The following is a 21130-nucleotide window of genomic DNA, read 5'->3' as shown; positions in this document are numbered from 1 at the left end:
GGTTTGGGTACCCCCTCACTCATCATTCTGGAAGATGTGGAATCAGAAAGGACTCCTCATTTCCACGAGAAAACAATGTCTTCCTGCGGCGATCGCATTATGAGGATCACTCACTGATTGGTCTGATGAGCAAGCGAATAGTATCTTAAGATTTTGTTTACGAATTAGATATTCGATGATAAAGCAAGCATTTCAAGGAAGTACGGTATTTTGCACCACCCACCTTCTACATACCATTTCTCATGCAGATATCATTCCTATATGTGAGTCAATAGCCTGACCTTGGCTCAGAAAGTTTTAAATTTTGCCAAACGGCAACCAGATTTATTAAGCAATTTGAACTAAAAGTTAAGATTGATGTGACTCTATGTAACAGTCAGTAATCAACCAATCAGAGGTAGCAACTCCTTGAGGTAAGATCCTGAAAATAGGAAAAGGCGATTACATAGAGTCTTAAGACAATGGCACAGGATCGAAAATCAACAGTTATAGTCACTGGAGCTTCTTCTGGGGTTGGTTTGTACGCTGCAAAAGCCCTTGCTAAAAGAGGATGGCACGTCGTCATGGCTTGCCGCAATTTAGAGAAAGCAGAACAAGCCGCGCAAGAAGTTGGCATCCCCAAGGATAGCTACAGCATCATACATATTGACTTAGGCTCATTGGATAGTGTGCGCCAGTTTGTGAATGACTTTAGAGCTACTGGCAAATCCTTAGACGCTCTATTGTGCAATGCTGCCATTTATATGCCCTTAATCAAAGAGCCTTTACGCAGCCCAGAAGGTTACGAATTGACAATGACCACCAATCACCTTGGTCATTTTCTGCTGTGTAAGCTCATGCTTGAAGATTTGCAGAAGTCATCGGCTGTGGATAAACGACTTGTGATTTTAGGAACTGTCACCCACAACCCAGACGAGCTAGGTGGTAAAATTCCTCCGCGCCCAGACTTGGGTAATTTGGAAGGGTTTGCCCAAGGCTTTAAACCACCAATTTCTATGATTGACGGTAAGAAATTTGAACCAGTAAAGGCTTACAAAGACAGCAAAGTTTGTAACGTCTTGACCATGCGGGAACTACATCGCCGTTATCACGAATCTACCGGCATTACCTTCACTTCCCTTTATCCCGGTTGTGTTGCCGAAACACCACTATTCCGCAATCACTATCCCCTATTCCAGAAAATTTTCCCCTTGTTCCAAAAGTACATCACTGGCGGATACGTATCCCAAGAGTTGGCAGGAGAGAGGGTTGCAGATGTGATTGCTGCACCTGAATACAAACAATCTGGTGCTTATTGGAGTTGGGGAAATCGTCAAAAAAAAGATGGTAAGTCTTTTGTACAAAAGGTTTCTCCCCAAGCTCGTGATGACGAAAAAGCCGAACGCCTATGGGATTTGAGCGAAAAATTAGTCGGACTTGAGTCACAAAAGCCAGTTGCGCTCAATAGCTAGTAATTTGTGTTGGTTGTTGACGGTTGACGGTCAACTGTTAACAAACCGCATAAAAAAAATTCCCACCCAAGTCAATGCTTGGGTGGGTAATATTGAGTAGGTACAAATTAATGTATCTTAAATCATTACCAAGATTATTTAGTCTCTGTAAAATCAGCGTCAATTACATCATCACCACCATCAGATGAAGTAGTACCGCCATCTTGAGGAGCCGCACCTGGTGCAGCACCGCCACCAGCTTGTTGATAGATGTTGCTACCAACTGCGAACAATGCTTGTTGCAATTCTGGGGTCAGTTTCTTGATTTGCTCGTCGTCTTCCTTAGCAACCGCTTCCCGCAGGTCTTTCACTAAACCTTCAACTTTGGTTTTATCCGCTTCGGGGACTTTATCCCCCAATTCTTGTAGCTGCTTCTCAGCTTGGTAAGCCAAAGAATCGGCTTGGTTTTTACGCTCAATTTTTTCCCGGCGTTCTTTGTCAGATGAAGCGTTTTGTTCCGCTTCTCTCACCATGCGGTCAATGTCAGTTTTATCCAGAGTGGAAGCACCAGTAATACTGATGGACTGTTCCTTACCAGTACCTTTGTCCTTAGCGGTGACGTTCAGGATACCGTTAGCATCAATGTCGAATACCACTTCGATTTGGGGAACACCTCGTGGTGCTGGGGGAATACCATCAAGGCGGAAGGTTCCCAAGCTCTTGTTATCGTTAGCAAATTCCCTCTCACCTTGGAGGACGTGAATTTCCACGTTGGTTTGACCATCCACGGCGGTAGAGAATACTTCTGATTTCTTGGTAGGAATTGTGGTGTTACGGGGGATAATCTTGGTCATCACACCACCCAAGGTTTCTACACCCAAGGATAATGGTGTTACATCTAACAACAAGATGCCTGTAACTTCACCACCCAGTACACCTGCTTGAATCGCTGCGCCAACTGCCACAACTTCATCAGGGTTAACAGTTTGATTTGGTTCTCTACCTAACAGATTCTTAACGAGTTGTTGTACGGCGGGGATACGGGTAGAACCACCAACTAAAACAACTTCATCAATATTCTCTTTCTTGAGTTTGGCATCCCGTAGCGCCTGTTCGACGGGAATACGGCAACGGTCAATCAAGTCAGCACAAAGTTCTTCAAACTTAGCGCGAGTCAGAGTCATATCCAGGTGTTTGGGGCCGTCCTGGGTAGCGGTGATGAATGGAAGGTTGATTTCTGCTTGGGTCACGCTGGAAAGCTCAATCTTGGCTTTCTCTGCTGCTTCGGTTAAGCGTTGCAGTGCTTGTTTGTCTTTGCGGAGGTCAATACCTTCGTCTTTTCTAAACTGTTCAGCTAGGAAATCAACGATTTTTTTATCGAAGTCGTCACCACCAAGGTGGGTATCACCAGAAGTAGCCAATACTTCAAATACGCCGTCGCCTACTTCTAGGACAGATACGTCGAATGTACCACCACCAAGGTCAAATACGAGGATGGTTTCATTGCTCTTTTTATCAAAACCGTAAGCCAAAGAAGCGGCTGTCGGTTCGTTGATAATCCGCATGACTTCAATACCAGCGATCTTACCAGCGTCTTTAGTCGCTTGACGTTGGGAGTCATTGAAGTACGCGGGAACGGTAATTACTGCTTGGGTTACAGTTTCACCAAGATATTTACTAGCATCTTCCACTAGTTTGCGGAGAACCTTGGCAGAAATTTCTTCTGGAGCAAATTGTTTACCGGCTCCAGGAGAGTCTACCTTAACGTTACCGCCACTGCTGAGGACTTTGTAAGAAACTTCTGTAGCTTCGTTTGTAACTTCGTCGTAGCGACGACCAATAAAGCGCTTAACAGAATAGAAAGTATTTTCGGGGTTCATCACCGCTTGGCGCTTGGCGATTTGCCCTACTAGGGTATCGCCGTTTTTAGCAAATGCCACTACCGACGGTGTGGTGCGGAAACCTTCTGCGTTGGCAATAACTGTGGGTTTACCACCTTCCATTACTGCGACGCAGGAGTTAGTTGTTCCTAAGTCAATTCCAACTACTTTTGCCATTTTAGGTGCTGGCTCCGTATAACTACAAATGAATGGGAATATAAAGGGCTTAATTCTTGAACTAACTAGTGAAAAAAGCAGTCAGTTCAGTATCCATAACCTTTGATTTGGTCTTCCTGGCTGGGAAATTCCAAGTTATGCTGATATATATACTGAAGCTCAGGGATCGCCAGTCCATGAAGGGTGGTTTCCCGAACCTTGAATGGGACGGTTAATTTTAAAATTTGTTTTTAGCTGGTTCATGGATTAAACTGCTGTCACTCTGTCTAATTTATGAGAATTAATACTTTGAGTAATTAGGGTCAACCGTAACGTTAATGTGGTGTTTGCCGTCTTTAGAGATAAATAACCCTGGTTTGCCTAAGATAAACCCGGCAATAAATGACGCGATCGCTCCACTAATTACGTTAAGTTACTGATATAAATACATCATTGGTAATTGCTGATTCCCTTCCTGTCCCCAGTTTTTCTTAGATAAAATTACTACGGTGATACATAACCTTTCGCAAACTTGATGAAAAGCGCTGACAGACAAAATCCCCAATCCTCCTTTCCACGTCCTGACATCCTCGCACCGGCTGGTAACTGGGAATGTGCTAAAGCTGCTATAGAAAATGGGGCAGATGCGATTTATTTTGGTTTGGATAGGTTTAACGCCAGAATGCGGGCGCAAAATTTTACTGAGGCGGATTTACCGGAATTAATGGCATTCTTGCACCTGCGGGGTGTGAAAGGTTATGTCACCGTCAATACACTGATTTTTCCCCAAGAATTGGGGGAAGCGCAGCAGTATCTCCGCACAATTATTGCTGCTGGTGTGGATGCGGTGATTGTGCAGGATGTGGGTATTTGTCGGCTTATCCGTCATCTGTCACCGGATTTTCCCATTCATGCTTCCACACAAATGACCATCACTAGCCCGGCTGGCGTGGAATTTGCCAAGTCTCTTGGTTGTGAATTGGTAGTACTAGCCCGTGAATGTTCTCTTGCGGAAATTAACAAGATTCAACAGCAGATTGCTCAAAGGGCTGCTTCTCTACCCCTAGAAGTTTTTGTTCACGGGGCTTTATGTGTAGCCTATTCTGGTCAATGTTTGACTAGTGAAGCCTTGGGGGGACGTTCTGCTAATCGTGGTGAGTGCGCCCAGGCTTGCCGAATGCCCTATGAATTAACTGTTGATGGGGAAATTACAGATTTAGGGGAACGCAAATATTTACTCAGCCCCCAAGATTTAGCAGGATTAGAAATCTTGCCTGATTTGGTCAAGTCAGGAGTGACAAGTCTCAAAATTGAAGGGCGGTTAAAAGCTCCAGAGTATGTGGCTAATGTTACCCGTGTCTATCGACAAGCATTAGATCGGGTGATAGGACACTCACAAAGGGATCATGTATCACATCAAGAACGCTACGACTTAGAAATGGCTTTTTCTCGTGGACTTTACACGGGTTGGTTTCAGGGAATTAACAATCAAGAACTAGTTCACGCCAGATTTGGCAAGAAGCGAGGGGTTTACTTAGGTGAAGTCAGCCGCATTCGCCATGAAGAGGTGACAATTAAATTAGAAGCGCCTGTGAAGCCAGGGGATGGTGTGGTGTTTGACTGTGGTCATCCAGAGGCAAAAGAAGAAGGCGGTCGAGTCTATGGGGTAGTGCAGAAGGGTAAAGAAGCAGTATTAAGCTTTGGTCAAGGTAATGTGAACTTCCGCCGCGTTCATGTAGGAGATAAACTGTGGAAAACTAGCGACCCAGAACTTGATAAACAGCTGCGCCAAAGCTTTGCTGGCGATAATCCCCAATTTCAACGTCCCATAGACTGGGAAATTCATGGGGAAATTGGTCAGCCATTGATAGCGATCGCCCGCGATGAACTCGGTAACATTGTACAAGTAGAATCAGCAATCTCATTAGTTGCAGCCCACACCAAACCCTTAGATACAGAACGTCTACAAGAACAATTCGGTCGTCTTGGTAACACCCCCTTCCGTTTAAGAACCCTCACCAATCACCTCAGTGGTGCTGTCATGGTTCCCGTCAGTGAGTTAAATCGGATGCGGCGAGAAGTTGTCACTCAATTAGAAGAATTACGCAGTCAACCGAAACGCTGGCAACTACGTAGTCATGTTTCTTTTCAAGACCTCCTCCCCCCTTTATCTCCCCCATCCCCTATCTCCCCCTCCCTCATCGTTCTAGTCCGCAACCTCAAGCAACTCCAAGCCGCCCTAAAAACCGATGTCGAAACCCTATACTGCGAATTTGAAGATCCCCGCACCTACAAAGAAGCAGTAAAAATAGTACATGAAGTCAGACAAGAAAAACAAAAACTAAGCCCTCCCTCTGCCCCCGAAGTTCGCCCGGAGGGAAACCCTCCTTGCGACTTCTCTTCCGGCTCCCTGCCCCCTGCTTTTCCCCAAATCTTCGTCGCCCCACCCCGCATTACCAAACCCGGCGAAAACTGGATTTTACAGCAAGTCCGCGCCGCCAACGCCGATGGTTATCTGATCCGCAACTACGACCAGTTAGAATTTTTTGCAGGCGATATTTGCATTGGTGATTTTTCGCTGAATGTTGCCAACCCCTTAACCGCCGACTACTTTAAGCAAAACTTTGGTTTGAAACGGTTGACAGCATCCTATGATTTAAATATCAATCAACTAGAAAACTTACTTACCAGTTGCCCAGCCCAGTGGTTTGAGGTGACAATCCATCAACATATACCAATGTTCCACATGGAGCATTGTGTATTTTGCGCCTTTCTCTCAGAAGGAACTGACTATACCAATTGTGGCAGACCTTGTGAAAAACATGAAGTGAAATTGCGCGATCGCGTGGGTAGTGAACACGTCCTACAAGCAGACGCAGGCTGCCGTAATACTGTATTCAACGGCACAGCCCAAACCGGAGCAGAATACGTACAGCGTTTGATAAGCTTGGGTTTACGTCACTTCCGCCTTGAGTTTGTCAATGAGACACCTGAGCAAGTAACTAAAACAATACAGCGTTATCATCAATTACTGAAAGGTGAAATTACAGGTTCTCAACTGTGGCGAGAGTTAAAACTACAAAATCAGCTAGGTGTAACTCGCGGCCCCTTAAGTGTAGCAGCACTGCGATGAAATGCTTGCTGGGAGAGGAAAAGAATCCGCCACTAAAATTCATAAAAGCGGAGTCCTCCCTGTGGGACTCTACGCGAACGTGGGTGGTCGAAGTTGCTCACCCTGCCAATGCAGGTAATAGGTAATTGGACTACCATTACCTATTACCCATTACCCATTACCAGATTCCTCATCCCCTTGTGGGTGGCTGTATTTAATTTTGAATTTTGAATTTTGAATTTTGAATTGTTAACCTCTCACATCCTCAAGTCCCCTTGATATTCACACTTAAAACCTCGACTTTGCCAAGTTGACATATTTACTTTGCTCAGTTGCATAACTTTTGGGCATTGGGGCTGAATAATTTGACTCAAGCCAGCCCATAATATGCTACGAGTGACATCTAACCCTGTTTTGATCCAAGACTCCCGATTACCAGGAACACCAGTTTCTTTAACGACCTCAACTTCTACCCAAATACCATGAGCGCCTAAAAGAATCTGTGCCATCCATTTAGCTCTTGGTAAATGAGTGGGTGAAGTAATTAGTCTAACTTTATGCACTCCCCAACGTTTTAAAATTGGCACTCCATAGTAGAAATTTTCAAAGGTGGAATTGGCACACTTTTCCAGCCAAACATTAGACAAATCTGCCACCTCACGCTGGAAAATTAGCTTGATACATGGGTCTGGAGAACCTTGGGAAATTAAAATGGGAATTTGTGGATATTGTTTGGCTATTTGGGCAATATAAATTTCCCGTCTAATACTACCGCCAAGGACAAAGAAGGCATCTGGAGGCTGGGAAGAAGCAAAAACTAGGGTTATAGTGGTGATGATTAGCCAACTGCCAATTACCAGACATAAAACCCACACAAGTTTTTGTATTAATTGCCACTTTTTCCTTATATCTTCCCTTGTAGGGACTGATAAATTTCTGTTGAATTTGCGCCTCATGACACAAGATAAAAAAGCTTGGTTAGTTAAGCTTAAAAGACCAGCAATTCTCTAAGAGAAGTGCTATCTTATAAAATTAATATGGGGTGTAAAGATGACAGTAATAAAACTGTCACACTATTGTCACACTGCTAGATTAGACTAGCCAAGAAACTCAAAGAAATAGTAATGATTGTTAATAAATTAATGCAAAATATTAGCATACTTTAAAGGGGAGAATTAATGAGGGGAGTGTAGCTGAAAATTGAGTATAAAAACTTAAAACTTTACCGAAAGTCTGATTGCTAAACTGTCAAAATCACAATAAATCCCTGCTGATATACATGAACTCATCTGCGAAACATCACTCGCTGCTCCAGGTTGCTATGATTGGAGGAGCGATCGCTACAACAGCAACTGTATCTGTATTTGGCCCGGCTTGGACTCGTAGCGTTCGTGCCGCTTTACAAGACAGCCCCAAAGCGGTAGTAGACCAAGTATGGCAATTAGTAAATAACGAATATGTTGACGGCAAGTTTAATCAACAAGATTGGCTGGCAGTTAGAAAAAGTTTATTAAGCAAAGATTATTCATCTAAAGAAGAAGCTTACGTGGCGATTCGGGAAGCCCTGCAAAGGCTCAACGATCCATATACAAGGTTTATGGACCCCAAGCAGTTTGAAGTCCTTACCAGTCAAACATCTGGGGAAGTATCTGGTATAGGTATCCGCATGGAGTTGAACGAAACAACCAAGCGGCTGACTGTTTTAGAAGCCATAGAAAACTCTCCAGCCTTGAAAGCTGGGATTAAAGCAGGTGATGAAATCCTAGCAATTGACGGCAAACCCACTCAGCAAATGAAAGTGGATGATGCCTCTAAATTAATTCGCGGTAAAGAAGGTACAGCCATTACTTTACGTCTAGGACGTACTGGCCGCAACACTTTTGATTTGAAGCTCACAAGGGCCAAAATAGAAGTACCAACCGTTGTGTACAACCTCAAGCAAGAAGGTAGCAGACGGGTTGGTTACATCCGCTTACGGGAGTTTAGCGCCCATGCCGCCGAGCAAATGGCACGAGCTATCCGCAATTTGAACGGTCAAAAAGTAGATTCTTATGTATTAGATTTACGGGGAAACCCTGGTGGTTTATTACAAGCCAGTATTGAAATTGCTCGGATGTGGTTAGATGATGGTGGCATTGTCCGCACCGTTAACCGTCAGGGATTTAACGAAGATACAAAAGCTAACCGGACTGCCTTAACAAAACTCCCCTTGGCAGTATTGGTAGATGGTAACTCAGCTAGCGCCAGTGAGATTCTGACTGGTGCGCTCAAGGATAATAAACGAGCTGTAGTAATTGGTGGTCAAACCTTCGGCAAAGCTTTAGTCCAGTCAGTTCATGAACTACCTGATGGTTCAGGTTTGGCAGTGACGATCGCTCACTACTATACCCCCAACGGCACAGACATCAACCATAAAGGTATTACACCAGACATCAAACTAGAGTTAACCGACGCACAGGAACGCCAATTAGCCACCAACCCCAAACTAATTGGAACTCAAAACGATCCGCAATATGCCCGTGCGATCGCTGTATTATCTAGCAATACCTTTGCTCGTCCTCCCCTCAATCAAAACAATCAACCAATGAGTCTAGGTGCCAATGAGTTGAAGTTTTAAAAATCTGTTCTATGAGTGATTAGTTACCAGGTGTTCATATATCAGCATTTTTTTGCTCCATAATTCTGGAGCCATAACCAGAACCTGAGTGGTGCGGGAATACTAGAAAAAGAAAGAAGTCAGGCAGAGAATATCTGACTCACTCCTATACTAAATTAGTATTTCCCAACCCACACTCTCAGGTTTTATGAATCATCAGCAAAATGATCCAACCACCGCCAACAGCTTTTTGCCAATGGTATCGGTGGTTGTTCCTATTTATAACGGTGAAGCAGATTTACCAGAGTTAATTAGCTGTTTTTTATCTCAAATCTATCCCCCAGAAAGGGTAGAGTACTTATTGGTAGATAATAACAGCAGCGATCGCACCCTCTCCTTCATCGAAAAATCTGCGGCTAATTCCCCAATTAATATTCGTCCCCTCAGCGAAAATAAAATTCAAAGCTCCTATGCGGCTCGTAACATGGGAATCCGGGCTGCTGTTAGTGAAATTGTGGTATTCACAGATGCTGATTGCCGTCCCCAACCCCAATGGCTGAATGCACTAATTAAACCTTTTGTCAATCCAGTAGTGGTAATTGTTGCAGGTGAAATCGCTGCTTTACCAGGAAAAAACTTATTAGAAAAACACGCAGACCGCCAAGATACACTCTCGCAAAAGCACACCCTAGCTAATAGCTTTTGTCCCTACGGTCAAACAGCTAACTTAGCCATCAGACGCACTGCCTTTACTCAAGCCGGGTTGTTCCGTCCCTATCTCACTACTGGCGGTGATGCAGATATTTGTTGGCGAATTTTGCGGTCAAATATTGGTAGTTTAGAATTTGCCCCAGATGCCATTGTCCAGCATCGTCACCGTGCCACACTCAAGGAGCTAGCCAGTCAATGGCGACGCTACGGGCGCTCCAATCGTTATCTGCACGAACTACATGGTGTAAACTTAATGCCTGATATCAGCCTCAAAGATATTGGCTACCGTTTAACACGTTGGTTAATTAAAGAATTACCACGGGACAGCGCCAAAGCGATCGCAGGTAAAGCCAACTTGGTAGATGTATTCAATACTCCCATTAGTCTGTTCACCGCTAGAGCGCGTGCAGTCGGACAACGGAATACCAAACTACCCGAAGAAGCGAAGACAATTGAATGGTTGTAGGAAGTTTGAATTTTCGATCCATGATTCGCTACATTGGAACAAGGTAAACCATAGGAAATTTTTAGATGTCAGCACAATTGTTACTGGTAGATGATGAACCCGGATTGAGAGAAGCCGTCAAAGACTACTTGCAAGAAAGTGGTTTTAGCGTTCAAGTCGCCAGTAATGCCCGTGAGGGTTGGGATTTGATGCAGCAAAGCACACCAGACCTCGTAATTTCCGATGTGATGATGCCTCAGGTAGACGGATATCAATTTCTCAAGCAATTGCGCGAAGACCCCCGCTTTCAATCACTCCCCGTGGTATTTTTAACAGCTAAAGGGATGACAAGTGATCGCATCCAGGGATATCAAGCTGGAGTTGATGCTTATCTACCTAAACCCTTCGACCCAGATGAACTGGTAGCCATTGTCGAAAACTTACTTATCCGTCGCAACAGCAAGCCTCAAAAAACCACCGAAGAAGGCGAAACACCAGATATAGCCGAACTAGCAAATCAAATTGCTCAAATCAAAGCTTTATTAACTCAAAGGAATGCAATTTCCCAGTCACCAGCGCCTTTTAAAATTGACCTTACTCCCAGAGAACAGAGTGTTTTAAACTTGGTAGCTGAAGGACTAATGAATAAAGAAATCGCCCGCCGCCTCGAAACCAGCGTGCGTAACGTCGAAAAATACGTCAGTCGTTTGTTCAGCAAAACAGGAACTAACAGCCGTACTGAGTTAGTGCGTTTTGCCTTGGAACACGGACTAGCCAAATGAATCAATTCAAAATTCACTCATACCCTACGGGTACTCTGCGAGAACGCCTTTGGCGAACGCGGTAGCGCTCCGCAGGAAAGGCTACGCCAACAAAATTCAACATAAACTAGGACTTTAACTTTTCCCACAGCACACTTTACTCAGCCAGGAAAGGAAAGGATAACCCTCTTTCCTCCCCTGCCTTCCCTGCCTCAAAAGCTCGAACTGTATTGGGAAATATCTTAAGTAGCAGTACAAATACTATTACATTTAATAACTAAGGATATTGCAGCATCAACTGTCAATTTTTTTTAAGATGTGAGAGATGCCATTGCAGAATTTGGGGCAATTTTTACTATTAATCTCCGCACATAGAAGTAAAACCCTGGTCAGAGCCATTGCCATCACAAATAAGACCTCCAAAACTTTTATCAGTCTCAGAAACAAAACATTAGTGCTAGTAATTACTCATCTATATAAGTACAGTAAATGGTAAAAACTACGATTGTAGATGCTCTATTTAGCTTTTCGGAGAGTAGGGTAAATTTGAGCTTATTAACAAAGGCATTAAGTTATACAAGCCAACTCAATATTTAGAGCAAATAGGTAAATGGGCTAACTTATAAAAAATTAAGATTTTCTGCCCAGTATTTGATTTGCCACTACTCAAATTGCAACTTTATTTCTAACTATTGATTAGTATCAACAGCATTACGTAAACGCATCAATTGACGACGCATTTGAGGTGATGCTTTAAACTCAGACACTTCTTGTGCTTTTACAGACGCTTGTAGCATCTCTAAAAAGTCATCCGATCCTTCCGTTAGGGCATCTAGCAGGATCTGCATCAGTTGTTCGCGATCGCCCAACAAGCTTTTTTCCTCAACTAACCGGAATTTGAGATGTATTTCGCACTCATAGACACCGACTTCTATATTATTTATTTGCCGTGGTAATGCTTTCGAGTTCATAGTTTTAGAGATTCCTGTGCTTGGTGGTATGAAGTTGAGGAGATATATCTCCTACAAAATTTCTGTATAGTCTTTTGAATTCGTTTTGCCTGAATTAACAATTTCTTTTCAATTCACCGCATTTATCTTCCATTCCATGCTCCTGATTTTTTTTAGATAGATTTTTATTGTCGAAGATTGAATCTTCCTGTGTCAGTTGTATTTCAGGTAAGCCATAACTATTATTCAGTTTTTGAGATTATATACAATAAAGTTTCTGTAAGAAGTTGTTCTAGGTTTTTAAAGCTTTTCACATCAACTTTATTTTAAAGTCAACAATAGTTTGAGTTTTTACTGAACTTTTCGTGTTTACACGTAAGTAAATCCCTCATTTTTTTTGATTTTATTAAAGCTAGACGTAGTTGTATGCTAATTACGTAAAATTACCCAATGTACGTTTTGTTCATCATCAAATTCAGGAGTGGGAGATGAGCAATTTTATCAAAAGTAAAATCTTGGTTTTAAACCATAGCATAGACTCTAAGTTCAACTAAAGAAAATTCAATCAACCTCTGGGGAAAAGGGAAAAGAGGGGATAACTGACTCCAAAATTCTTCCCTAGTAGTCTGCCAAGAGAACTTTGCAAGGTTAATAGCAGCAAAAAAATCTCTTTCTCCCCCGAAGTTCGCCCGGTTCGCGTAAGCGTCTCGTAAGAGAGGGAAACCAACGCCACTTGCTATAAGTCGGGAAACCCGCCCAACAAAGTGGCTCCTCCTTGCGACTTCTCCCCCTGCTCCCCCAGCCCAGCAATTTTGGGTTGGTGAACTACTAGCCTCCAGCACCCATTTAATTTGAGTGCTTTGCAGCCCATATATAGCGTCTACAATTATTTCAGTGTAATTAACCTGAATCTGACACCCTGCTATGGAAAACGCAACGCTGCTCAAGTCTACAACCCGACACATCCGCATTTTTGCAGCAGAAATTGACCGGGATGGCGAACTAGTCCCCAGCAATCAGGTCTTGACCTTGGATATCGACCCGGACAACGAGTTCAACTGGAATGAAGATGCTTTGCAAAAGATTTATCGTAAGTTCGATGAATTAGTCGAAGCCTCAAGCGGTGCAGACCTGACAGACTACAACTTACGCCGCATTGGGTCAGACTTAGAACATTATCTGCGATCGCTCCTCCAAAAAGGCGAAATCAGCTACAATCTCTCTGCTCGCGTCACTAACTACAGCTTAGGGCTTCCTCAAGTGGCCGTTGAGGATAAATAGTACGCGATATCCCCAGAACCCCGACTTCTTGAAGAAGTAGAAGTCGGGGTTCTGACTTATTTTAATAAATGTGTTAATTTGAACAGCACTAAATCAATTAGATATTTATCATCCAATTGGAGTGCTGTACGAATTATATAAGCGTTAGCCTACTCTACGATTTCTCCACAGGAGTAGCCGCAAGCTAAACTTAAGCTAGTTTGCTTTCCTGCGGAACGCCACTCACACCTGTAGGGTATTACTAAGGATGAATTGTCCAGATGTTTAGCTTTTAGTATCTTAATTCTTAATTAAAGTTTATGACCGTTCCACAACTTATAAACTATGGAAATATCTGTGTTGTTTGCGATCGTTCATGATTAACGCAACCAAAGCAAACAATCTTGACAGGATGAGTGTTAGCGGCTCTAGCAAGGGAAAGCAACAGATAAATAAAAGCTATGATGAGGCTGTAAGGTTGACAAAGGAGTATGGTGTTTGCATAAGTTCAGATAAGTACTAATATCTGTTGGTATCTACCAGCTAAAATCATGATCCCACGATGGATAACTCGAATTCAAGAAATATGAGCGGTCTTCATTCTTGCCGCTACCAGTGCTGTTGAAACAATTGCCAATCGCTGATCGGTGCGAACACTATGGAAAATGATGCGGCAACGCTCTACTGTCCAAACGAACTTTGTCAGGCTGCGAACCCCCTGACACACAAGTTTTGCCAGCGATGCTCCACACCCTTACCCAAGCGTTATTTGTGGGTGGTGGGAGATAGTCTGAGTATTGGCAGTACCGGAGAAATATTAGCCGATCGCTATTTAATTATCAATCAGTCTGTTGTTTTAGATACTAAACCCGGTTTACTACCCCAAGCGCCCGATTTAGAAAATACCCATCCCATCAGACCTTATCTGCGGCTCATCCCCTATCGGTTAAATATCCCCCAAGTGTATGGGATGCTGCCGATAACCGATGGCTACGTCCACAGTCAAGTTCTATTGTTGGAAAAATCTCCTCTGTTCGCAGACAATTTAGCTCAACAGGTGCATTTGTGTAGCGAATTTACCGATGCTTGGCGCTACGCTACATCAATGCGCCAACTACATTGGCTGTGGCAAATTGCCAATCTTTGGCAACCTTTCAAGAGTGAAGGCGTTGTATCTAGCCTACTCAACCCATACCTGTTGCGGGTGGAAGGGCCATTAGTGCGGTTGTTGGAGCTGCATTCTGACTCGACAACGGCGCTAGAATTGCCACAATTGGGCGAATTTTGGCAACAACTACACCAGGAAGCCAAACCAGCCATAGCAGAATTTGTTCAGCAAATTAGTCATTTGCTAATTCAAGGCGAAATCAAATCCTCAGAGGTACTAGTTGCCGTTTTAGATAGAGGATTGGCAGAACTAAGCAAATCACAAACACCTACCATTCAAATTGCCACTAAAACCGACACCGGCCCCAGCCGTCAACGGAACGAAGATGCTTGTTATCCTCCCAGTGGCACACTATTGAGCAAACCACCCCAACCCACTGCCTTGGCTATTGTTTGTGATGGCATTGGTGGACATGAAGGCGGCAATGTTGCTTCTAATTTAGCAATTGAAACTATCCAGAAACAGGTACAACAGCTGACCAACGTACCACCAGACCACATTGAACCATCACTGTTGATAGCTGATTTAGAACGGGCAGCAGCCGTTGCCAACGACAAAATTAGTCAGCGCAATGACAGCGAAAATCGCCAAGGGCGAAAACGCATGGGTACAACCTTGGTGATGGCTTTACCTATTGCCCACGAAATGTATATTACCCACGTCGGCGACAGTCGCGCCTATTGGATCACCCGTCACGGTTGTTATCAAGTTACCCTTGATGATGATGTGGCATCACGGGAAGTAAGATTAGGCTACGCTGTCTACCGTGAAGCGGTACAACAAGGTGGTTCAGGTTCGCTGGTGCAAGCTTTAGGCATGAGTCCCAGCAGTTCACTACATCCCACAGCGCAACGATTTATCCTCGATGAAGATGGGGTGTTTCTGTTGACTTCCGACGGGTTAAGTGATTTTGACCGTGTAGAAGACTATTGGGAAACGGAGATTTTACCAATTCTCACGGGTGAAGAAAATAATATAGTTAACGTGGTTGAGCGATTGGTAGACATCGCTAACACGAAGAATGGACATGATAATGTGACGATCGCCCTAGTCAATTGTCGAATTAAATACACCGAACCACAAATCACTCTGAAGGCCGTTGTTCCCGACAGCACTCATATCAAAACTGTAAATCTGACATCAAGAGGGCTACAGCCAACCTTACTAGAGGCTAAACCAGAACAAAAAACTAAAGTAGTTCCCAGCAACTTACCCAATAGAATCAGCAAACTACCCCTAAATCTCATCGTGCCGTTAATCTTGGTGGCGACAGCTGGTGTCTTGGGATATTGGGTCATGTTACTGCGATCGCCATACGCCAATCCCACAGTCACCCCAACTGGGACTTTACCATCAGCCACCCAGAGTCCCAAAGTACAGCAGCGATCGGTGAATAATCTCGCACCTGGATGGATAATTAAAACTAACAGTGAAATCACCTTCAATCAACAAAAGTTACCCCCAGAAAGTTTTTTAGAAGTGATTGATAAAAAATTCAATCCTCAACCTGCTCCAGGGATTTATGAAGTATATTTACGTCTTTGTAACCCCCAGCCAGCTAGCACTAATAATTTAGCCACAGAACCTCTGCCACCTTCAGATCAACCAATCAAAACGGAATTAGCTCAACTGAAACGATTTGCTGTGACAGTTTTACAACCCAATCAAGACAGCCCTTGTGATAGTATCTCTCTGCCACGAGACATCTCACCTCCAGCAGCAAATACTCCTAACAATCCAGGTGCAGATGAATCAAATAATCGATAAACTGATAAAAACCTGAAATAATACAGATAATAACAAAACGCAATTTACAAGCCAAAAGTTTTTCTTAAGAAAAATTACAGTTGGCAATTATCGTAAATTCAAGAGTTTCACGCCCCTCTGTGACGCTCTCTACGAGACGCTAAAAGCGAACGCGGACTCGCTAACGCCAGCGGCCGGCGCACTCTACGGGATCTTGCTACAGACTTGGCGCTAAGTCTACAAGTAGTTTCAGTCTGGGCAAAATTCCCCTACTGAATACCCATAGCGGCGCGTAGGCAAAATATCTCGACTGCGACAGCCTCAGTAACCATAATTTTGAATTGTTCTTACCTCGTAGTGTGCTAATCCATGCCCTCCCTGAATCTGGCGATCGCCCGTCTCATCAACACTGGCAAAGATAGTTTCGCCATTTGGGTGGTAAAGGCTCCCTATCCCAGTGGCTATGTTTTGCGTGACTGTACTTGGCCTGCCGAACTCAGTCAAGTTTGGCAAGAATGGCAGCAAATGTTTGCTGGTCATAGTGGTATTCACATTTCTTCAGATACGAAACCTCCATTAACAAACTCAGTTCCGGGGAATATAGTCTCGCTCCCCTCCGGGCAAACCACTGGTTATAGTAGTCGCCTCATGCAATACCTGGGGATGAATTTATGGCGTTGGATATTCGAGGGGCCAATTCTGGGGAGTCTGGAACGTAGTCGCGGTATCGCTATGGGTCAACATACACGTCTGCGCTTTCGTCTGGAAATTCGTGACCCAGATTTAATCGCCCTACCTTGGGAAATTATGCAACGGGAACCAGGACAGCCTGCTGTATCCCTCTCCCCAGATGTGTTATTTAGTCGTACCACCAGTGAAGTTGAGGCTTTACCATATTTACGTATCGATCAAGCTTTAAAGGTGCTGCTGGTTCTCGGACACGATCAAAACCTGCAACTGCAAACAGAAGCCGCTATCCTAGAAAAAACCCTGTTAACTGGTGGTCAAGTAGCTGGTTATGGTCAGGGTTATGCGCCATGTACAGTTAAAACTCTCATCCAGCCTACACCCCAAGAGTTAATTCAAGAGTTAGAAACAAAAGCATATAATGTATTTTTCTACGCTGGTCATGGTCTACCAGGCCCAGATGGGGGATTGTTGTTTTTGCGCCCAGGAATGAGCCTGAACGGCATAGAATTATCCCAAGTATTAACCCGCAGCGCTTTAAAGTTGGCTGTATTTAACGCTTGTTGGGGAGCGCAACCAGCAGCTATTAATCATCAGGCCATTCCTGCTAGTAGTTTGGCAGAAGTTTTAATTCGTCATGGTGTGCCGGCAGTTTTGGCGATGCGGGATGAAATCGCTGATCATGAAAGCCACAGTTTTATTCAAGCCTTTGCCGAAGCATTGCGATCGCGCAAGCCCATCGATGAAGCAGTGGCGGAAGCCAGACAAGAACTGTTAACACTATATAAGTACAATCAACCCGCTTGGACTTTACCTGTTCTCTACTTACATCCAGATTTTGATGGTGAACTCATCAAAAGTTTTGATGAAAGTGTAACGGAAATGCCCGATACTGCTATTCCTAACTCTAATTCTTCAATGCCGATCGCCTCATTGCGATCGCTCTCCCCCGGAGGCCGCAGCTGGTTTTTAAGAACTGGTGTCACACGTATCGGTCGGACAAAAGATAATGATATCGTTATCCCGGAACTTTCTGTTTCTAAGCGACACGCCGAAATTTTGTGCCGGAATAATTTTACTGGTAATCAAGCCCGAACTTATTATCTCCAAGATTTCTCCACTTATGGCACGACCTGGTTTTTAGGGTCTAATGGTTGGCAACAACTTCTGCGGGAGGAAGTTCCGTTAAAATCAGGTATGCAGTTAAAGTTTGGTAGTTCAAGAGGTGAAATCTGGGAATTTATTATTGAAGATTCTTGAATGAATCATGGGGAAGAGATATTTTCATAATTTGATTATGGGCTTCTACCCGTGTGATTTTATCTTCTCAATTGGGAAAATATCTAGAATCGATCACCATCGTCACCTCTGTTATAGCTTTGGCCAGACATATTAGGACATCAAGCAAAGATAAAACCCTAACAATAAAAGGCTTCCAAGTCTGTCATACAGTCAACATTCAACAGCTATATCTATTGGGCTAGGGGAATTACCTTGAAAAATTTTTATTCATCAGGTAAGGGAGATTTTGTCATGAGTTAATAGCCAAAGTTTTGGAAAAACAGTCCACAATAAAACTAGGCATTAAACTAGATAAAAAACAAATGGCGACTAACAACTGATATAGCCAATGCAGTAAACGACTAATTTGAAGATTATAAAAAAACGTTTTTTTTTTGCGGAAATCCAAATCTGAGTGCTGTAGCTGTCAATGTCAACTAAATCAATTTATCAGGAGGCAATCAATGACTCATAAAACTAACGGTTCAGACGCTTGCCATTCTGTAGTATCTCAAATGGAATTAGATTTATTAGCAGCTTTATTAGAACCAGAGGATGCAGCCTATCCTTGGAATCCCTCTGACGATGAGTCAGAAACATATTTTGAAGAACTAGAGCGTAAATTTGCTCAAGATGTATCTGATGAAGAATTTACCACCAGGGCGCAGGTTTTTTACGACAAACTAGATCACCTATGGTCAGGAGTAACACCTTCTTCATACTACAATCATACTACGTTGTCGGTAGTTGTAGATCATCTTCAAGAAAATTTACATACAGCTTTTGCGACTGGTATCCCACAAAATTGGCTAAATGCGATCGCCACCAAAGCAGCAGAAATTTTCGCTTCTCAACAATCTCTAGGCGAACAACTAGTAGAGTGTGTACAGAGTGTATTACCCACATGGGAAGCAGATGACTTGTTGATTTTCGCCCGTCCCTATGCTTATTCCATGCGGAGCAGCGAAGGGCAAAATTTAACATCTATAGTTGATAACGTTAATAATCAAGAGTGGTCTGCTCTATCAGAAGTTGAGCAAGCAAAGTTAAGTGTAGCGATCGCTTACTATGCAATCAGACAACTCAATGATTCTCCGTCAGAGTCTTAAATTCTAAAGCTTTTTTATATATTTTGACCTTGATACTTTTCCCGTGAACAGTGATTTTGCTCACAGGTGACACTTTTGTCGGATTTTTTTAGTTTTTGAGTGTTAGGTTTTTAGGCACAAGGAAACACCATAGTGTAACCATAAGCCTATGCAAAAATTAGCGCAATCTACCCTAAGAGAGAGAAACAAAGTTTGGCAAAGATTTAGGTGTGAGCGCTCATTAGAACGCTCAGTTGAGTCATCGACCCTTACTCAGGAATCTATTTAGGATTTAGGATCAAGAAAACGGGTGGCAAAATTTTGCGATCGCGTTGGCGATAAAGCTCTAGCTTTAAGAATCGCTGCCATCAAGAAAGCATAAGACAAGACCCCAACAACAACTAAGAGTAAATTATTACTGTGTCCGGCTGTATTCCATAAAGCGTGAAGTGCGGCGGCGCTGAGGTAGCCAACGGCGAGAATTTGTTTAGCATGACGGGGTTTAAGAGCAGCTAACCCGATAAAATATCCCAGATAACCACTATAAGCCATGTGGCCGGCTGGCAAGCCTAAGATTCGAGCAATCAAAACTTGTAAACCCACTTCTGTACCTGCTTGTAAGGACGCAGCTGGTACATATTGTCCCAGAGTTTCCAATAAGGTAAAGCCTACAGCCGAAGCCGTTCCCAAGAGAATACCATCCAAAGGTTCCCAAACACCGACACGTTCTCGCCAAGCGGGTGGTAGTCCCAAAGCAATGAGATATACTCCCAATATGGGCAAAGCTTTGAGTAATTCTTCCATTAAGCCAGCACCAAAAAAGTACCCCACAAATAATTCTGTGAGGCTGCTGACAGGCTGATCTATGGGTGGTACGCTACCAGGAAGGACTTCCCGAAAAATGAAAATAAATAAATTTAATAAGGGACTGAGTAAAATCAGTGTTGTACTCAAAGCCGCACCAACTAACACCCACCAAGGTTTAGGCTTGCCGCAAAGTCGGTAAATAAAATAGTAAGCAGCCAAAGCTATATAAGTTGCGACAATCACTTGATTGGCTTGTGGCCTACCCACAGTTGCAAACATTAACACCACAAATACTACTGTCAGTATTCCTGGGACAAGATAAGCTTTGCGTGTTAAATCCTTACCAGTGGAAATAATCGGAAACAGCTGGGTGAAGCTCACCGAATCTGGTTTAGGGGGGTGCTTGGCTGAGGGTAGGGGTGCAACTTGGTTAGTGATGATTGTCGGTTGGGGAGCGACTGCGTACTCAAACAGGAATTGCGGCCCATCAGCACCCAAAGAAATGCGATCGCCTGCGTGTAACTCCTGGCATCCGTACAAGCGTTGACCATTTAAATAAGTACCGTTGGCACTATTCAAATCACAAAGTACCCAGCTAAATTTGCTATCTACAGATGAAGCAACGGGACGAACCACAGCATGACGACGGGATACCATCCGATACATCATGGCATCTAAAACAACTTGGCAGCTGGGGTCACGTCCAATTACCACTTCTTTACTGGTAAGCGAGTAGCGAGATTCTGACCCAAATGCTGCTCCGTTACCAGACACTAGCCGCAGAAAAGCATTATGTCTTGCGTTTTTGCCTGTCATCGAGTAGGTCTTTCCAAACTAATTCATAAAAAATACCTGGGCATTCGGCGTTAACCTCAGCCACACCAACAGCAGCATTGCTAAATACACTATAGCTCTACTCTCTGTGAATAAATTTAAAATTCACTCATGCAAAATTTAAAATTCTTTATCCTCATTGTGACAAGTATTCTCACTGCAAAAAGTATTTTTTGTATCTTTATTTATTAGATATATGAATTCTGGAAATCCGGTGA

General features: G+C 43.5%; 13 protein-coding genes. 9 read left to right on the top strand and 4 right to left on the bottom strand.

The window, feature by feature from the left end:
- The first annotated feature begins 461 nt into the window (after positions 1-461).
- A complete protein-coding gene (locus tag ACN222_RS08650; RefSeq protein WP_010995911.1) occupies positions 462-1451 on the top strand; it encodes a protochlorophyllide reductase in 990 nt (329 codons plus the stop codon).
- 134 nt (positions 1452-1585) lie between these two features.
- Here ACN222_RS08650 and dnaK read toward each other — a convergent pair whose 3' ends face one another.
- The gene (dnaK, locus tag ACN222_RS08645) at positions 1586-3487 is read right to left on the bottom strand and encodes a molecular chaperone DnaK (RefSeq protein ID WP_010995910.1); all 1902 of its coding nucleotides are present in this window, start codon (positions 3485-3487) and stop codon (positions 1586-1588) included.
- 514 nt (positions 3488-4001) lie between these two features.
- Between dnaK and ACN222_RS08640 the strand changes: the two genes are divergently transcribed.
- Entirely contained in the window at positions 4002-6599 is a 2598-nt protein-coding gene (locus ACN222_RS08640) for a U32 family peptidase (RefSeq protein WP_010995909.1), read from the top strand.
- Between the two features lie 236 nt (positions 6600-6835).
- Here the strand turns inward: ACN222_RS08640 and ACN222_RS08635 are convergent, their stop codons facing one another.
- On the bottom strand, positions 6836-7534 hold the full coding sequence (locus ACN222_RS08635; protein ID WP_084789080.1) for a YdcF family protein: 699 nt from the start codon (positions 7532-7534) through the stop codon (positions 6836-6838).
- A gap of 323 nt (positions 7535-7857) precedes the next feature.
- Here ACN222_RS08635 and ctpB point away from each other — a divergent pair, with 323 nt between their 5' ends.
- From ctpB to ACN222_RS08620, 3 genes are all read left to right on the top strand, one after another.
- The gene (gene ctpB / locus ACN222_RS08630; RefSeq protein WP_010995906.1) at positions 7858-9195 is read left to right on the top strand and encodes a carboxyl-terminal processing protease CtpB; all 1338 of its coding nucleotides are present in this window, start codon (positions 7858-7860) and stop codon (positions 9193-9195) included.
- A gap of 187 nt (positions 9196-9382) precedes the next feature.
- On the top strand, positions 9383-10351 hold the full coding sequence (locus tag ACN222_RS08625; RefSeq protein ID WP_010995905.1) for a glycosyltransferase: 969 nt from the start codon (positions 9383-9385) through the stop codon (positions 10349-10351).
- A 65-nt stretch (positions 10352-10416) separates the two neighbouring features.
- Positions 10417-11112 (top strand): response regulator transcription factor, encoded by a 696-nt coding sequence (locus ACN222_RS08620; protein WP_010995904.1) that lies wholly within the window; start codon positions 10417-10419, stop codon positions 11110-11112.
- 668 nt (positions 11113-11780) lie between these two features.
- Here ACN222_RS08620 and ACN222_RS08615 read toward each other — a convergent pair.
- On the bottom strand, positions 11781-12062 hold the full coding sequence (locus tag ACN222_RS08615; RefSeq protein WP_010995902.1) for an Npun_R1517 family heterocyst differentiation transcriptional regulator: 282 nt from the start codon (positions 12060-12062) through the stop codon (positions 11781-11783).
- 903 nt (positions 12063-12965) lie between these two features.
- Here ACN222_RS08615 and ACN222_RS08610 point away from each other — a divergent pair.
- The 4 genes from ACN222_RS08610 to ACN222_RS08595 all read left to right on the top strand — a co-directional run bounded on the left by ACN222_RS08610 (position 12966) and on the right by ACN222_RS08595 (position 19292).
- The gene (locus ACN222_RS08610) at positions 12966-13322 is read left to right on the top strand and encodes an NAD(P)H-quinone oxidoreductase subunit M (RefSeq protein ID WP_010995900.1); all 357 of its coding nucleotides are present in this window, start codon (positions 12966-12968) and stop codon (positions 13320-13322) included.
- Between the two features lie 637 nt (positions 13323-13959).
- Positions 13960-16236 (top strand): PP2C family serine/threonine-protein phosphatase, encoded by a 2277-nt coding sequence (locus ACN222_RS08605; protein ID WP_010995899.1) that lies wholly within the window; start codon positions 13960-13962, stop codon positions 16234-16236.
- Between the two features lie 348 nt (positions 16237-16584).
- Positions 16585-18162, top strand: a complete 1578-nt coding sequence (locus ACN222_RS08600) for a CHAT domain-containing protein (RefSeq protein ID WP_010995898.1) — start codon at positions 16585-16587, stop codon at positions 18160-18162.
- A 485-nt stretch (positions 18163-18647) separates the two neighbouring features.
- On the top strand, positions 18648-19292 hold the full coding sequence (locus ACN222_RS08595; protein WP_010995897.1) for a hypothetical protein: 645 nt from the start codon (positions 18648-18650) through the stop codon (positions 19290-19292).
- A gap of 264 nt (positions 19293-19556) precedes the next feature.
- On the opposite strand, the gene ACN222_RS08590 is transcribed toward ACN222_RS08595, so the two are convergent.
- Positions 19557-20894 carry a PrsW family glutamic-type intramembrane protease gene (locus tag ACN222_RS08590; RefSeq protein ID WP_010995896.1) on the bottom strand — a complete coding sequence of 446 codons (1338 nt, stop codon included), beginning with the start codon at positions 20892-20894 and terminating at the stop codon, positions 19557-19559.
- Positions 20895-21130 lie beyond the last annotated feature (236 nt).

It is taken from the genome of Anabaena sp. FACHB-595, from assembly GCF_048568275.1.
Lineage (GTDB): Bacteria > Cyanobacteriota > Cyanobacteriia > Cyanobacteriales > Nostocaceae > Trichormus.
The sequence above is the reverse complement of the archived record's forward strand: the minus strand, read 5'-3'. Positions and strand labels throughout refer to the sequence as shown.

Bases quoted from the DNA above. Each gene is read 5' to 3' on its own strand.
- ACN222_RS08615 (WP_010995902.1), bottom strand. From the start codon at position 12,062: ATGAACTCGAAAGCATTACCACGGCAAATAAATAATATAGAAGTCGGT.
- ACN222_RS08625 (WP_010995905.1), top strand. From the start codon at position 9,383: ATGAATCATCAGCAAAATGATCCAACCACCGCCAACAGCTTTTTGCCA.
- dnaK (WP_010995910.1), bottom strand. From the start codon at position 3,487: ATGGCAAAAGTAGTTGGAATTGACTTAGGAACAACTAACTCCTGCGTC.
- ACN222_RS08640 (WP_010995909.1), top strand. From the start codon at position 4,002: ATGAAAAGCGCTGACAGACAAAATCCCCAATCCTCCTTTCCACGTCCT.
- ACN222_RS08620 (WP_010995904.1), top strand. From the start codon at position 10,417: ATGTCAGCACAATTGTTACTGGTAGATGATGAACCCGGATTGAGAGAA.
- ACN222_RS08610 (WP_010995900.1), top strand. From the start codon at position 12,966: ATGGAAAACGCAACGCTGCTCAAGTCTACAACCCGACACATCCGCATT.
- ACN222_RS08595 (WP_010995897.1), top strand. From the start codon at position 18,648: ATGACTCATAAAACTAACGGTTCAGACGCTTGCCATTCTGTAGTATCT.
- ACN222_RS08650 (WP_010995911.1), top strand. From the start codon at position 462: ATGGCACAGGATCGAAAATCAACAGTTATAGTCACTGGAGCTTCTTCT.
- ACN222_RS08600 (WP_010995898.1), top strand. From the start codon at position 16,585: ATGCCCTCCCTGAATCTGGCGATCGCCCGTCTCATCAACACTGGCAAA.
- ACN222_RS08605 (WP_010995899.1), top strand. From the start codon at position 13,960: ATGGAAAATGATGCGGCAACGCTCTACTGTCCAAACGAACTTTGTCAG.
- ctpB (WP_010995906.1), top strand. From the start codon at position 7,858: ATGAACTCATCTGCGAAACATCACTCGCTGCTCCAGGTTGCTATGATT.
- ACN222_RS08635 (WP_084789080.1), bottom strand. From the start codon at position 7,534: ATGAGGCGCAAATTCAACAGAAATTTATCAGTCCCTACAAGGGAAGAT.
- ACN222_RS08590 (WP_010995896.1), bottom strand. From the start codon at position 20,894: ATGACAGGCAAAAACGCAAGACATAATGCTTTTCTGCGGCTAGTGTCT.